The 13,261-nt window shown below is 72.2% G+C and carries 12 protein-coding genes; 6 read left to right on the top strand and 6 right to left on the bottom strand.

Going from position 1 to position 13,261, the window contains the following annotated elements; all coding sequences use genetic code 11:
• Positions 1–3: 3 nt before the first annotated feature.
• From ACWDRB_RS45070 to ACWDRB_RS45055, 4 genes are all read right to left on the bottom strand, one after another.
• Complete coding sequence (locus ACWDRB_RS45070) at positions 4–861, bottom strand: alpha/beta fold hydrolase (protein ID WP_449904826.1); 858 nt, start codon at positions 859–861, stop codon at positions 4–6.
• A gap of 175 nt (positions 862–1,036) precedes the next feature.
• Positions 1,037–1,684, bottom strand: coding sequence for a PadR family transcriptional regulator (locus ACWDRB_RS45065; protein ID WP_449904824.1), 648 nt, complete (start codon positions 1,682–1,684; stop codon positions 1,037–1,039).
• Between the two features lie 361 nt (positions 1,685–2,045).
• Complete coding sequence (locus ACWDRB_RS45060) at positions 2,046–2,351, bottom strand: hypothetical protein (protein ID WP_350732067.1); 306 nt, start codon at positions 2,349–2,351, stop codon at positions 2,046–2,048.
• 87 nt (positions 2,352–2,438) lie between these two features.
• Positions 2,439–4,508 (bottom strand): HelD family protein, encoded by a 2,070-nt coding sequence (locus tag ACWDRB_RS45055; RefSeq protein WP_449904822.1) that lies wholly within the window; start codon positions 4,506–4,508, stop codon positions 2,439–2,441.
• 68 nt (positions 4,509–4,576) lie between these two features.
• On the opposite strand from ACWDRB_RS45055, the gene ACWDRB_RS45050 reads away from it, so the two are divergent.
• From ACWDRB_RS45050 to ACWDRB_RS45040, 3 genes are all read left to right on the top strand, one after another.
• The gene (locus ACWDRB_RS45050; RefSeq protein ID WP_449904820.1) at positions 4,577–5,200 is read left to right on the top strand and encodes a TetR family transcriptional regulator; all 624 of its coding nucleotides are present in this window, start codon (positions 4,577–4,579) and stop codon (positions 5,198–5,200) included.
• A 162-nt stretch (positions 5,201–5,362) separates the two neighbouring features.
• On the top strand, positions 5,363–7,057 hold the full coding sequence (locus ACWDRB_RS45045) for a SulP family inorganic anion transporter (protein WP_449904818.1): 1,695 nt from the start codon (positions 5,363–5,365) through the stop codon (positions 7,055–7,057).
• 357 nt (positions 7,058–7,414) lie between these two features.
• Positions 7,415–7,972 (top strand): hypothetical protein, encoded by a 558-nt coding sequence (locus tag ACWDRB_RS45040; protein ID WP_449904816.1) that lies wholly within the window; start codon positions 7,415–7,417, stop codon positions 7,970–7,972.
• A gap of 56 nt (positions 7,973–8,028) precedes the next feature.
• Here the strand turns inward: ACWDRB_RS45040 and ACWDRB_RS45035 are convergent, their stop codons facing one another.
• On the bottom strand, positions 8,029–9,684 hold the full coding sequence (locus ACWDRB_RS45035) for an acetolactate synthase large subunit (protein WP_449904814.1): 1,656 nt from the start codon (positions 9,682–9,684) through the stop codon (positions 8,029–8,031).
• Positions 9,685–9,823: 139 nt separating this feature from the next.
• On the opposite strand from ACWDRB_RS45035, the gene ACWDRB_RS45030 reads away from it, so the two are divergent.
• Complete coding sequence (locus tag ACWDRB_RS45030; protein WP_355202582.1) at positions 9,824–10,540, top strand: AfsR/SARP family transcriptional regulator; 717 nt, start codon at positions 9,824–9,826, stop codon at positions 10,538–10,540.
• 89 nt (positions 10,541–10,629) lie between these two features.
• Complete coding sequence (locus ACWDRB_RS45025) at positions 10,630–10,950, top strand: hypothetical protein (RefSeq protein ID WP_449904812.1); 321 nt, start codon at positions 10,630–10,632, stop codon at positions 10,948–10,950.
• 58 nt (positions 10,951–11,008) lie between these two features.
• On the opposite strand, the gene ACWDRB_RS45020 is transcribed toward ACWDRB_RS45025, so the two are convergent.
• Positions 11,009–12,196, bottom strand: coding sequence for a cysteine desulfurase-like protein (locus tag ACWDRB_RS45020; RefSeq protein WP_449904810.1), 1,188 nt, complete (start codon positions 12,194–12,196; stop codon positions 11,009–11,011).
• Between the two features lie 9 nt (positions 12,197–12,205).
• On the opposite strand from ACWDRB_RS45020, the gene ACWDRB_RS45015 reads away from it, so the two are divergent.
• Positions 12,206–13,249 (top strand): winged helix DNA-binding domain-containing protein, encoded by a 1,044-nt coding sequence (locus tag ACWDRB_RS45015; protein ID WP_449904808.1) that lies wholly within the window; start codon positions 12,206–12,208, stop codon positions 13,247–13,249.
• Positions 13,250–13,261: the final 12 nt, after the last annotated feature.

The following is a 13,261-nucleotide window of genomic DNA, read 5'->3' as shown; positions in this document are numbered from 1 at the left end:
CCGCTAAGAGAGGAAACCGCGGATCGCGGCCGCGACCTGTTCGGGGCGTCCGCGCTGGTCGGCGTTGCAGGTGGCGCTGTGGTCGAGGCCCTTCAGGTCCACGCGCCGGACATGGGGCAGGACGCGCTCCAGCCCCGTGAGCACGGACTTCAGGTGGGCGGGGCTCCGGGTGCCGCCGAGCAGGAGCACCTCCGCCCCGATCGGCCGGTAGACGTCCAGGCTGCCGGCCGTCTCCGCCACGACCTGCCCGTCGTAGTGCAGCGTGGGGGCCAGCTCCCGGAACGTCGGCTCCCCGTCAACCGCCGCCTTGTCCTGACTTTTCAGCATCATGCCCGTGAGCAGTTCCAGGACCGCCCGCGGCATGACGTTGAAGAACTGCGGCCCCAGCCGCGCCGCCCTCATCCCGGTGACCAGCGCCGCCGGGATCCGGCCGGCCGCGAGCTCCCGGTCGAAGCGCTCCAGCCAGCCGGCCGGGTAGAAGTCGTCGACGTCCAGCGGCGGCTCGAAGATGACGGCCTTGCGCAGGCCGGGCCGTACGAGCGCGGTGCGCAGCGTGACGATGGCGCCCGAGCTCACGCCGACGACGCGGTCCGCCCCGGTCGCGGTGAGCAGCGCGTCGAGGTCCTCGACCTCCCGATCGAGGCGGTAGTCCGGACCGTACGGGCCGCTGCGGCCCCGGCCGCGGCGGTCGGGCACGTAGCACGTGAACTCGTCGGCGAGGGCCTGGGCCAGCTCGATGTTGCTGTGGCCGCTCTGCATGACTCCGTGCAGGAGCACCAGCCCGGGGCCGCGGCCGAGCCGGCGGTAGCTGATCGTGGTGCCGTCCTTCGAGGTCACGGCGTCGAGAGTGGTCGTGGTCATGATGGCTCCCCATGGTTCGGTCCGTGAAGGGGAGCCCGGCTATTGTTGCGAGTGCCATCTCGTGTCCGGGGTCCCGCTTCGCGGGCATTTCGGTACGAAGATCTCCCGGCGGCGGTGTTCCCGCACCGCCGCCGGTCTTGCGATCGGCCACCGGGCTCTTCGCCGGTCGCCGGGGTCAATCCGCTGTGTCGCCCCTCTCCGCGATGTCCGCCACCTCGGGGGGCAGGTCGCCGGTCCGGTGGAAGGCCCGCCATCCGTCCAGGCCGGGGAACGTGCCGGAGGTCAGCTCGGCCAGCAGTGCTCGCACCCAGCCCGCCTCGGCCTCCCGCATCGCCAGCGCGTACTCGGACTCGAGGAGGAACAGCCTGGGCACCTCCTCCCGGTCCCGCTCCAGCGCCCGGTGCGCGTCCTGGAGCTGCTGCTCCAGGAGCTCCAGGCGCTGCCGCAGCAGCGGCTCCACCTCGTCCGGGCCGAGCCCGGCCAGCACCGACAGCCCCGCCTCGAACGCCGACGGCTCCCGCACGGGCGTGGACAGCAGCTCGCGCGTCCAGTCGTCGGCCTCCTCCCGGCCGGCTTCGGTGACGCGGTAGACGGTCCGCTCGGGGCGGGCGCCCTGCCTGCCGCTCTCCACGGCCTCGATCAGGCCGTGCTTCTCCAGGTTGCGGACGACGGTGTAGAGGGATCCCCACTTGATCGGCATGTCCTGGTCCTTGCCGCGCGCCCGTAGCACCGAGGCCATCTCGTACGGGTGCATCGGCCGCTGCCCGGCCACCGTCAGCACGGCCAGAGCCAGCAGGTTCGCGACCCTGCGCCGCTTCGTCATCCGGCTCAGCTCCTCGTGGACGAATACTCGTACACGAGCATACGTGCGCGAGTATCCGCCACGCAATGGGGAATCGCTGCACGTTCTACGTTTGGAGACAGCGTCGGATCCGCGTTCTGCGGTCGGACGCGTCGGGTCGCTGAGCCCGGTGCCTGGCCGGTGCGGCGCGTCGAGAGGGCGGCCCGGTGTGCGCCGCGCGTCCCGTGGTCGGAGGCGGTGAGTGGGCGCTTCGGGAAAGCGGCTCGCCGGTGGGCGGCGAGCGGGCGCGGGCCGTGCCTGAACGGGGTGGGGCGGGAAAGGCGGCGCCGCCCCGGGAGGGGGTCACGTCAGACGGAGTCGGTGACGCCCGGGGCGGCTCGGGTCAGGACATGCTGCTCACGAGGATCACGCCGAGGGCGATGCCGATGATCATCCCGACGCCGGCGGCGACGGCGGCCCACTTGCCCAGCGGCTCGCCCCGCGTGTGGCCGACGATGCCCAGCACGATGCCGGCCAGGCCGAACAGGATCGGGATGAACAGCACGGCCACCACCGCGCAGACGAACCCGATGATCGACAGGACCTGGTTGCTCGGCGGCTGCTTGTAAGGAGGCTGCGGATACGGGGGCGGCTGCGACCACTGGGTGTTGGGATCGTCGCCCTGGGGCGGGTCCTGCGAAGAGGTCACTTGCGGGCTCCTCTCGAGACGTGAACAACATCACACACCGAAGGGCCCAGTCCTGTCGAGCCGAACGAACCAGGACATATACCGATTTCACGCTGCTTCTACGGGATGAGAAAGCTGGGGCGGCAGAGGCCTGGCGTGAACGACGTCCAGCCGGGAGACGGCCCGGGTGAGGGCGACGTACAGGCGGTTCAGGCCGCGCCGCTCGGCTTCGGCGACGGCGGCGGGTTCGGCCAGGATCACGTGGTCGTACTCCAGCCCCTTGGCCAGCGAGGCGGGCAGCACGGTGAGGCGTTCGTCCACGTCCATGCCCTCGTCCCGGAGCGCGGACGTGATCGCCTCGACGTCGGCGTCCGCCGCGATCACCCCGATCGACCCCTCGAACGCCATCGCCTCGCGCGCCGCCTCCACCACGCCCTTCTCCAGCCCGCTCACGCGGGTGACCCGCAGGCGGCCGTCGGAGCGGTACGAGCGCGTCGCCGGCACCTGCGTGCCGAGCGCCGCCAGCAGCGTGTTGGCCAGCTCCACCACGGCCGCCGGGACCCTGAATCCGGTGGTCAGGGCGATGACCTGGCCGTCCGGCTTGCCCAGCAGCGCCATGCGCTCCGGCCAGGAGGAGGCCGCCCACGGCGTGGTGCCCTGGGCCAGGTCGCCGAGCACGGTGAGCGAGCCGTGTTCGCTGCGCCTGGCCACGGCCCTGCACTCCATGGGGGACAGGTCCTGGGCCTCGTCCACGATGACGTGGCCGTAGCCGCGCGGGCGCTCGATGAGGGCGGCGATCTCGTCGAGCAGCACGAGGTCGGCCGCCGTCCACTTGGCGCTCTTGACGCTGCGGGGCGGCTTGGCCCAGGTGATCGCCTCCCACTCGGCCCCCGTCAGCGCGCCGTCCCGCCTGCCCTTCGTCGGCGCGCCGTCCCGCGTGCCTCCCGCCGGGCCGCTGTCGCGCGTGCCCTCGGCCGGGCCGCTGTCGCGCGGGGTCTCGACCGGGCCACGCAGGATCTCGTACAGGACCTCTTCGGGTTTGACGGCGGGCCAGACGGCGTCCAGGAACGGGGTGACGGCGCGGGCGATCTTGCGGGTCCAGGCCGCGCCGGCCGTCTGCCCGCGCGCCTCGGCCTGGCGCTGGATCGCGGCGACCGTCCGGGCCCGCACCCGCTCGCGGCCCACTCCGTACGGCAGGGACTCGCGGCGCGTGTCGTCCACGATGCGGCGCAGCTCCTCCTCGGACACCCGCCACCGGTACGAGCCGTCCGCCACCGTCACCGGCTCGACCGGCTTCGCGATCCGCCGGTACAGCGCCCCGCGCAGCACCTCGGCCATCCGGACGTCGTGCTTGACCAGCGCGGCGGCCTCGCTGTCGATGGCGGTGACGGGGACGGGGACGGAGGCCAGCAGGCGCTCCAGGGTGGTCTGCTCGACGTCCACCTCGCCGAGCGCGGGCAGCACGGCCGAGATGTAGCCGAGGAAGGCCCGGTTCGGGCCGAGGACGAGGACGCCGGAGCGTTCGAGCCGCTGCCGGTGCGCGTACAGCAGGTACGCGGCCCGGTGCAGGCCGACCGCCGTCTTGCCGGTGCCCGGCGCGCCCTGGACGCAGATCGAGGTGTCCAGCTCGGCCCGTACGAGGTCGTCCTGCTCGGGCTGGATGGTGGCCACGATGTCGCGCATGGGGCCGACACGGGGGCGCTCGATCTCGGCGGCCAGGATGCGCGACTCGCCTTCCTCGCCCCGTTCGAGCCGTTCGTCCTCGAAGCCCGTCAGCGTCGTGCCCGACCAGCCGAAGCGGCGGCGTACCGCGACACCCTGCGGGTCGCGGGCGCTGGCCCGGTAGAAGGCCCGCGAGACCGGCGCGCGCCAGTCGATCACCACGGGCGGGCCGCCGTGCTCGCCGGTGATGTGCCGCCGGCCGATGTGGTACGCGCGCCCGTGGTGCTCGGCCGAGCTCCGGCCGAAGTCCAGCCGGCCGAAGAACGGCGGGCCCTCGGGCGCTTCGCTCAGCTCCTTGGCCAGGCTCTTGAGGTGGCGGCCCAGCCGCTCGGCGCTGTAGCGGTCGCCGGCCACGGTCTCACCGATGATCACGTTGTCGCGCGCGCCTTCGAGCATCCTGCGCAGTCCGGCCTTGCAGCGTTCGACGTACTGCCTCTCGTCGTCGAGCGTGCCCATCGCGTCCCCCAAAAGCGTTAACTCGGTTAAGAATTTAACCAGGTTAACACTTTGATAGACTGGGTGCCATGACGGGACTACGGGAGATCCAGCGGCAGCGGGTCCACGAGGCCATCTCGACGGCGGCCATCTCGCTCTTCCTGGAGCGCGGCTTCGACGAGGTGCCCGTGACGGAGATCGCGGCGGCGGCGGGGGTGTCGAAGCCGACGCTGTTCAAGTACTTCCCGACCAAGGAAGACCTCGTGCTGCACCGGATCGCCGACCACCAGGGTGAGGCCGCCCGCGTCGTACGGGGGCGGGAGCCGGGGGAGCGGCCGCTGGAGGCGCTGCGCCGCCACTTCCTCGACGGGCTCGCCCGGCGCGACCCGGTCACCGGGCTCAACGACCATCCGGAGGTGGTGGCGTACCACCGGATGGTGTTCTCGACGCCGAGCCTGGCGGCGCGGCTGTTCCAGCACATGGCGCAGGACGAGGAGGCCCTGGCCGAGGCGCTCGGGGAGATCGCCGACGAGCTGACCGCCGGGCTGGTCGCCGGGCAGGTGCTGGCCGCGCAGCGGGTGCTCGCCCGGCGCAACTGGGCGATGCTGGCCGAAGGCCGGCCGCTGGCGGAGGTCGAGCGGGAGGCGATCCGGGCCGCCGAGCGGGCGTTCTCGCTGCTGCCGGTGTTCACGCCTCGCGAACAGCCCGTTTAGGCAGGTGGCAAGGGGTGTACTTGATACGGAGAGCCTCTTGACCAATTGCAAAAATATGCAATTTGGTGCATTGCGGGGCGCTCTTTACTCGTAGGGAGTGATGGTGAGAGGACCTTTCACGCACCAAGACGGTTACGTTTCCGGACCAGAAGGTAACAGCTCGTGACCGGCGCGCTGACCCTGGCCTGGGGGCGGCTGCGCGCCGTGCTGCCGGAACGCGAGTCGCTGGCCGCCATGTGCCGCCGCCCCCGCCAGGACCTGCTCGCCGGGCTCACGGTGGCGGTCGTCGCGCTGCCGCTGGCACTCGGATTCGGGGTCTCCTCAGGGCTCGGCGCCGCGTCCGGGCTGGCCACGGCCGTCGTCGCCGGGGCGCTGGCGGCCCTGCTGGGCGGCTCCGACCTGCAGGTCTCGGGCACGAGCGGCGCCATGACGGTGATGCTCATGCCGATCTTCGACACCCACGGCCCCACCGGCGTGCTCACGGTCGGCCTGCTGGCCGGGCTGCTGCTGCTCGCGCTGGCGCTGACCGGCGCCGGCCGCTACATGGCCGTGGTCCCCGCCCCGGTCGTGGCGGGGTTCACCGTCGGCATCGCCTGCGTGATCGGCCTGCAACAGGTGCCCCAGGCACTCGGCGTCCCGCCCGAAAACAGCCACAAGGTGATGATCGTGGCCTGGCACGCCGTCCTCGACTTTCTCGCCCACCCGCACTGGTGGGCCACCTCCGTGGCCGTGGCCGTGGCCGCGGTGGTGCTGGTGGCCGCACGCGTACGGCCGAGCCTGCCGTTCGCGCTGCCCGCCGTGGCCATCGCCACCGTCGCCGCCGAGGTGGCCGCGCTGCCGCTGGCCAGGATCGGCGACCTGCCCGCCGGGCTGCCCGCGCCGTCGCTGGGGTTCCTGGATCCGGGCGCGCTGCCGTCCCTGCTCACCCCGGCCGTCGCGGTGGCCGCCCTGGCCGCGCTGGAGTCGCTGCTGTCGGCCAACGTCGCCGACAGCATGACCACCGGACGCCGCCACGACCCCGACAGGGAGCTGTTCGGGCAGGGCGTGGCCAACCTCGTCACCCCGCTGTTCGGCGGCATGCCCGGCACGGGCGCCATCGTCCGCACCGCGGTCAACGTCCGCTCCGGCGCCCAGTCCCGGCTCGCGGCGCTGGCCCACGCGGGCATCCTGGCCGCGATCATCTACTCCGCCGCCGGGCTCGTCGCCCGGATCCCGCTGGCCGCGCTGGCCGGGGTCCTGCTGGCCACGTCGATACGCATGGTCGACACCGACGCCGTCAAGGCCATGTTCAGGTCCACGCGGGCCGACGCCGTGGTCCTGGTGCTGACGGCCGTCGCCACCCTGACGCTCAACACGGTGGTGGCGGTCATCCTGGGCCTGGTGGTGGCGGGGGCGCTGGCCCTGCGCGCCGTGGCGCGCAACGCCCGCCTCGACGCCGAGCCGCTCCGCCACGACCTGCAGCCCCATCACACCGAGGACGAGCACGCGCTGCTCGCCGAGCACATCGTCACCTACCGCCTGGCCGGGCCGCTGTTCTTCGCCGCGGCCCACCGCTTCCTGATGGAGCTGTCGGAGGTGACGGACGTGTCCGTGGTGGTGCTGCGCCTGTCCCGCGTCACCACCATCGACGCCAGCGGCGCGCTGGTCCTGGGCGACGCGATCGAACGGCTCGAGGGGCGGGGCATCCTGGTGTACGTGTCGGGCATCCCGGACGGCCACCACCAGCCGCTGGAGGCGCTCGGGGTGCTCGCCCGGCTGGACGAGGCGGGGCAGGTGTTCGCCACCACCGACGAGGCCATCGCGGCCGCCCGCGACCGCCTCCATCACACGGGCGTCCTCCCCCACCTGGCCGGCTGACCCCCTCCGCCCCACCCGCCTCCCCCAACCCACCGGGGGAGGCACCTCACCGCCAGGACATCGGACCCGCCGACCGTTGACCGTGCGCCGTCGGTTGATCGTGCGGCGTCGGTTGTCGGTGCCGCGCCATTGGGTCGTGGCGCGTGTCCGTCGCCGGAGGGGCGTTCTTCCTCCCACCTCCTTCGAGGGACGTCAGCCGCGCCGGAGGGGCGTCTCGCCCGCTCCCACTCCGTGGGACCTCGGTCGAAGTGCGGTGGGAGGGGTGAGTGCCACGGATGGGGACCGGCTCACCAAGATTTCGGACCTGGAGCGCCCGAGCCCTGTACCCCCCACCACCGCACCGGCGACACTCGGCTCATGACACGGACCTCCGAACTTCCCCGCGCGCTCCCGGCCGTCGCGCACCGCTGGCCCACCCTGCTCGGGCTGGGCTTCGCCGTCCTCACCCTCCTGGACTTCGAGGACGGCCGCAGCCTGGGGTTCGTCGTCTTCCTGGCAGCGCTCATCTACCTCGGTACGGCGGTCCTCGGCAAGCCCGGCACCGTCTGGGCCCTGTTCGTCATCAGCACCGTGACGTGGGTGGTGCTGGACCAGCTCGGGATCGACGGCTGGCCCGCCCTGATCGGCGGCGCGGTCTCCCTCATCGTCCTCGGTCTGGTGGGCGGGCTGTTGCGCCAGCCGTTGCTGACGGCCGCGCAGGTCCCGGCCATGCTGGTCTGCGGCGGGGCGGCACTGCTGGCGCTGACGCTGTCGCCCCAGGCCGGCGGCTTCCTGGTCGCGGGGGCGCTGATCGCCCACGGTGTGCAGGACCTGCTCGTGTGGCGGGCCAAGCAGGTCGTGGCGCGGTCGATGGCGGAGTTCTGCATGGTTCTCGACTTCCTGCTCGGCGTGGGCATCCTCGTGCTGAGCCTGTGAAGCCGCTGTCGTGCCGAACTGGTGAAGCCCGCTCGGAAGGGGCGGGTGAAGCCCGCTCAGAAGGGGCCGGTGAGCTCGCCGAGCTTGTCGGTCAGCTCCAGGTTCGCCGAGTAGTCGACCGGCACCGCGATCACCGACACCACGTCGTCCGCCAGCGCCTTGCGCAGCGTCGGCAGCAGTTCGTCCGCGTGGGAGATCCGGTAGCCGCGCGCCCCGAAGCTCTCCGCGTACTTGACGAAGTCGGGGTTGCCGAACGTGACGTTGGAGTCGCGCCCCAGCTCCAGGTCCATCTTCCACTCGATCAGCCCGTACGCGCCGTCCTCCCACACCAGCACCACGAACGGGATCCGCTCTCGCACGGCGGTCTCCAGCTCCTGCGAGTTCATCAGGAACGCCCCGTCACCCGTCGCCGCGAGCACCCGGCGGCGGGGGAAGGCCAGCTTGGCCGCCAGCGCCCCCGGCACCGAGAAGCCCATGGACGACAGACCGTTGGAGACCAGCATCGTGTTCGGCTCGTACGTCGGATACATGCGGGCCATCCACATCTTCACCGCCCCCGTGTCCGCCAGCACGATGTCCTCGCGTCCCATCGCCGCGCGGACGTCGGCCACGATCCGGCGCGGTGACAGCGGGAACCCGTCCTCCGAACGCCCCTGCTCCAGCTCCTCCCGCACCATGCGGCGGATCTTCTCGCCGGTGCCGTTGATCTCGAAGCGCCGGTGTACGGCGTCCGCGAGCGCGTGGAGCGACCGTGAGATGTCCCCCTGGACGCCGACCGCCACCGGATAGTGGTCGTCCACCTCGGCGGGGAACTGGTGAATGTGGATGATCTTCTTGTCGCGATGCGGGTTGATCTTGACGGGGTCGAACTCCTGCAGCTCGTACCCCACGCTGATCAGCACGTCCGCCTCGTCGAACCCGAAGTTCACGTAGTCGTGCCGCATGAACCCCACCGCCCCCAGCGCGTGCCGGTGGTCGTCGGGGAAGACGCCCTTGCCGTTGAACGTGGTCGCCACCGGCAGCCCGAGCCGCTCCGAGAAGCGGATCAGCGCCTGGGAGGCCCTGGCGCGCGTGGCCCCGTGCCCGGCCAGCACGATCGGCCGGCGCGCGGTGGCCAGCACGTCGGCCGCGCGGGCGATCTGCGCGGGGGAGGGGTCCTGGGTGCGTACCACGTTGACGGGGAGCGGGCGCAGGTCGTCGGGCACCGGTGCCGACTCGACGTCCTCGGGGATGGCGAGGTAGACGGCGCCGGGACGCTCGGTCTGGGCGGTCTTGAACGCCTTGCGGATCATCTCGGGCAGCGCCTGCGGCGACGGCGCGAGCTCCGACCACTTGGTGATCGGCCTGAACAGCGACACCAGGTCCACCACCTGGTGCGACTCCTTGTAGATGCGGTCGAGCCCGACCTGGGCGCTGATCGCCACCACCGGGGTGCTGTTGGTGGTGGCGTCGGCCACGCCGAGCTGCAGGTTGATCGCGCCCGGGCCGAGCGTGGCCGAGGCCACCCCCGCCCTGCCGGTCAGCCTGCCGTAGATCTCGGCCATGAACGCCGCGCCCTGCTCGTGCCGTACGAGGACGTAGCGGATGGAGGAGTCCTGGAGCGCGTCGACGAAGTGGATGTTCTCCTCGCCGGGGATGCCGAAGACGTACTCGACGCCTTCCGCCTCCAGCGCCTGCACGATGAGCCGGGCCGCGACGGCCTGCGTGGTCATGGGACAAGCCTTCTTTCTGAACGACTGCGTCCGTGAAAGCGCACGAAGGCCGCCGTTCATTCCGGTGTCCCGGCCCCGCCAGCGGGTATCTAAGCAGCGGCTCCCCGGACTGATCTCGCACCAGGAGAGGACCGGGGGCATGGTGGAGCGACCTTTCCGTCTCGCGCTTCTGGGCGGCTTCCGACTGCTGGCCGGCGACGAGCAGCTCGCCGTCTCCAACGGCTCCGAGCGGCTGCTCGCGTACATCGCCATCAGCCGCAGGACGGTGCACAGGAACGTGATGGCGACCACCCTCTGGCCCGACGCGCCGGAGCGGCGCGCGCACGCCAACCTGCGCTCCGCGCTGAAACGCCTCGACGAGGTCGGGCGGGCGCTGCTGCACGTCGGGACGACCGAGATCGGGCTGGCCCCGGACACCGGCGTGGACTTCGACGACGCCCGGGCGCTGGCGCAGCGCCTCATCGACCCCACCGTCCAGGCCGAGGAGGCCACCGTCTGCGCGGGGTCCGTCGATGCGCTGGCCAACGGCCTGCTGCCCGGCTGGTACGAGGAATGGGTGCTGGCCGCCGCGGACGAATGGCACCAGCTGCGGCTGCACGCCCTGGAGGCCCTGTCGGCGATCTTCGTCAGGCAGCGGCGGTTCGCCGAGGCCGTGACGGCCGCGAGCGTGGCCGCGCATGCGGACCCGCTGCGGGAGAGCGCGTGCGCCGCGCTCATCGAGGCCCATCTCGCGGAGGGCAACCAGGCCGAGGCGATCCGCCATTTCCGGCTCTACGCGGAGGGCCTGCGGGCCGAGCTCGGCATCGAGCCGACCGCCAGATTGCGGGAGCTGGTCGCCAGCTTGCGCGGCCGCTGAGCGATCCCGGTCACGCTCCGGTCACGCCGACATCACGGCACGGTGACACGACCCCCTCCACGCTGGGTGGTGACAGAAGGGAGACCGGAATGCGCATCAAGAAAAGCCTGATTCTGGCTGGTCCAGCGCTTCTCACCGCTGTCACACTCGGACCCCTCACGACCCCATCGGCCCAGGCTCTCGCGCAGACCTCCGCGACGAGCGCGCAGACGAGCACCCACGTCGCGAGCAAGCCACCCGAGAAGAGGAAGGCCAAGAAGCAGCAGTACAACATGGGCCGCTCGGCCGGTTACACCGACGGCCGCAGCGCCTGCGTGAAGAAGGAGCCCTACAGCCTGAAGTACTCCGGTGGCGGCGCCTACCAGAGGGGCTTCGCCGACGGCTACAACTCGGGCTACCACAGCTGCTAGCGATCTCGGCCACTGAGCTGGACCCCACCCGCGCCCGCGGGGTGGGGTCCACCCCTTTTCAGCCCAGGCGGGCCACCCCGTCGAGCAGGCGATCCACGTCGGAGCGGTCGTTGTAGTGGACCAGGCCCGCCCGCACGGCCCCGCCCGAGTCGCGGATGCCGAGCGCGCCGGTCAGCTCCCAGGCGTAGTTGTGGCCGTTCCAGACGTTCACGCCGAGCCCGGCCAGGTGCTCGGCCACCTGGCGCGGGGTGTGCCCGGCCACGTTGAAGTAGGCGGTGGCGGTGCGCCTGGCGGGTTTGCCGTACACCGTGACGTGCGGCATCGTCTCCAGCCCCTCGATCAGCACCGCGAACAGCGCCAGCTCGTGCTCCTCCGCCGCGCTCATCGAGGCCAGCAGGCGCTCGCGGCGGGTGCCCGTGCCCGGCACCATGGCGGCCAGGTGGTCCACGGCCGCCGTCACGCCGGCCAGGTCGGCGAAGGCCGCCGTCCCCGTCTCGAACCGCTCCGGCACCGTGTCGGAGGAGGAGGCCAGCTTGTCCGGCCGCAGCGTCTCCAGCAGCGCCGGGTCGGCCACGACCGCGCCGATGTGCGGGCCCGACCACTTGTACGCGCTCGTGGCGTAGAAGTCGGCGCCCAGGGCGCGCATGTCCACGGGGCCGTGCGGGGTGGCGTGCACGCCGTCCACGTACATGAGCGCGCCCGCCCGGTGTGCCAGCTCGGCGATGGCGGCCACGTCGGGACGGGTGCCGAGGATGTTGCTGGCCGCCGTCACCGCGACCAGCCGGGTGCGTTCGCCGATCAGGTCCGCGTACTGCTCCACCGGCAGCTCCCCGGTGACCGGGTCCACCTCGGCCCAGCGTACGGTGGCGCCGATCTGGGTCCAGGGCCGGACGTTCGCGTCATGGTCGAGCCTGGAGAGCACGACCTCGTCGCCCGGCCCCGCGATGGCCCTGGCCAGGCGGTAGGTCAGCGTGGTCATGTTCGGGCCGAGCACCACGCCGTCCGGATGGCCGCCGACCAGGTCGGCCACGGCGGCGCGGCAGGCCGCCACGATGGCGCCGGAGCGGTCGCTGGCGGGGAAGGCGCCGCCGACGTTGCCGATCCCGGCCCGGTAGGCGGCGGAGATGGCGTCTATCACCGGCCGCGGGGTCTGGGTGCCGGCCGCGCCGTCGAGGTAGGCGAAGCCGTCGGCCAGCGCAGGGTAGGAGGAACGTACCGATTCGATGGGGAATGTCGGATCGAGCATGATAGGTAGATGCTCACCCTCAGAGACCTCAACCGGGCCACCTTGGCTCGCCAGCACCTTCTCGATCGGCACGAGGGTGACGTGGCCGACGTCGTGCACCGGCTGGTCGGCCTGCAGGCGCAGGAGCCGCGGCCGCCGTACCTGGGGGTGTGGTCCCGGCTGGCGGGGTTCGCGCGGGACGACCTGCACGCCGCGCTGCACGCCCGCACGCTGGTGCGGGCCACCATGTGGCGGGCCACGCTGCACCTGGTGACCGCGGCGGACTTCGCCGCGTTCCGTCCGGTGGTGCGGCCCGTGCTGGCCGCCGCCGCGCGCCGCTTCGACGACGTCGACTTCGACGCGGTCGTGGCCGCCGCCGACCGGCTGCTGGCCGCGGGGCCGATGACCTTCAACGAGCTGCGGCCCAGGCTGCAGGAGGAGTTCCCCGGCGGGTACGACCGGGCGCTCGGATACGCCGTGCGCATGCTCACCCCGTTGATCATGGTGCCGACGGAGGACCGGTGGAGCTTCCCGCGCGAGTCCGCGTTCGCGCTGCCCGGCATCGCCCTGGAGCCCGCCGGCGTGGAGGCGCTGATCGAGCGCTACCTGGCCGCGTTCGGCCCGGCGACCCCCGCCGACGTGCAGACCTGGTCGGGGCTGGGCGGCCTCAAGCGCGTCATGTCCGGCATGGAGCTGGAAAGGCTCACGGACTTCACGGGAAGGGAGCTGTACGACCTGCCCGGCGCGCCGCGGCCCGGGGGCGACGTGCCCGCCCCCGTACGGTTCCTGCCCGACTTCGACACGCTGGTCCTGGGCCACGCGGACCGCACCCGGGTGCTGGCCGACGAGTTCAAGGGCCGGGTCGCCACCAAGAACCTCCGGGTGAAGGCGGTCTACCTGGTGGACGGCTTCGCGGCCGGGACGTGGCAGATCAAGCGCACCGCGAAGAAGGCAGCGCTGCTCATCAGCCCGTTCACCTCGACCTCTCTCGACGTGCTGGAGGAGGAGGGGCTGCGGCTGCTGGCATTCGCCGAGCCCGACGCGGTCCCGTCCCTTGACGTGACCGACTCTTGAAGTGACCGGCGG

The sequence above is a fragment of the Nonomuraea sp. NPDC003707 genome, assembly GCF_053587055.1.
This window is presented reverse-complemented; position numbering and strand designations above follow the sequence as displayed.

What these genes read in the sequence shown, in the direction of transcription:
- ACWDRB_RS45070 (WP_449904826.1), bottom strand. Translation starts at nt 861, where the DNA reads ATGACCACGACCACTCTCGACGCCGTGACCTCGAAGGACGGCACCACG.
- ACWDRB_RS45065 (WP_449904824.1), bottom strand. Translation starts at nt 1,684, where the DNA reads ATGACGAAGCGGCGCAGGGTCGCGAACCTGCTGGCTCTGGCCGTGCTG.
- ACWDRB_RS45055 (WP_449904822.1), bottom strand. Translation starts at nt 4,508, where the DNA reads ATGGGCACGCTCGACGACGAGAGGCAGTACGTCGAACGCTGCAAGGCC.
- ACWDRB_RS45050 (WP_449904820.1), top strand. Translation starts at nt 4,577, where the DNA reads ATGACGGGACTACGGGAGATCCAGCGGCAGCGGGTCCACGAGGCCATC.
- ACWDRB_RS45040 (WP_449904816.1), top strand. Translation starts at nt 7,415, where the DNA reads ATGACACGGACCTCCGAACTTCCCCGCGCGCTCCCGGCCGTCGCGCAC.
- ACWDRB_RS45035 (WP_449904814.1), bottom strand. Translation starts at nt 9,684, where the DNA reads ATGACCACGCAGGCCGTCGCGGCCCGGCTCATCGTGCAGGCGCTGGAG.
- ACWDRB_RS45030 (WP_355202582.1), top strand. Translation starts at nt 9,824, where the DNA reads ATGGTGGAGCGACCTTTCCGTCTCGCGCTTCTGGGCGGCTTCCGACTG.
- ACWDRB_RS45025 (WP_449904812.1), top strand. Translation starts at nt 10,630, where the DNA reads ATGCGCATCAAGAAAAGCCTGATTCTGGCTGGTCCAGCGCTTCTCACC.
- ACWDRB_RS45020 (WP_449904810.1), bottom strand. Translation starts at nt 12,196, where the DNA reads ATGCTCGATCCGACATTCCCCATCGAATCGGTACGTTCCTCCTACCCT.
- ACWDRB_RS45015 (WP_449904808.1), top strand. Translation starts at nt 12,206, where the DNA reads ATGCTCACCCTCAGAGACCTCAACCGGGCCACCTTGGCTCGCCAGCAC.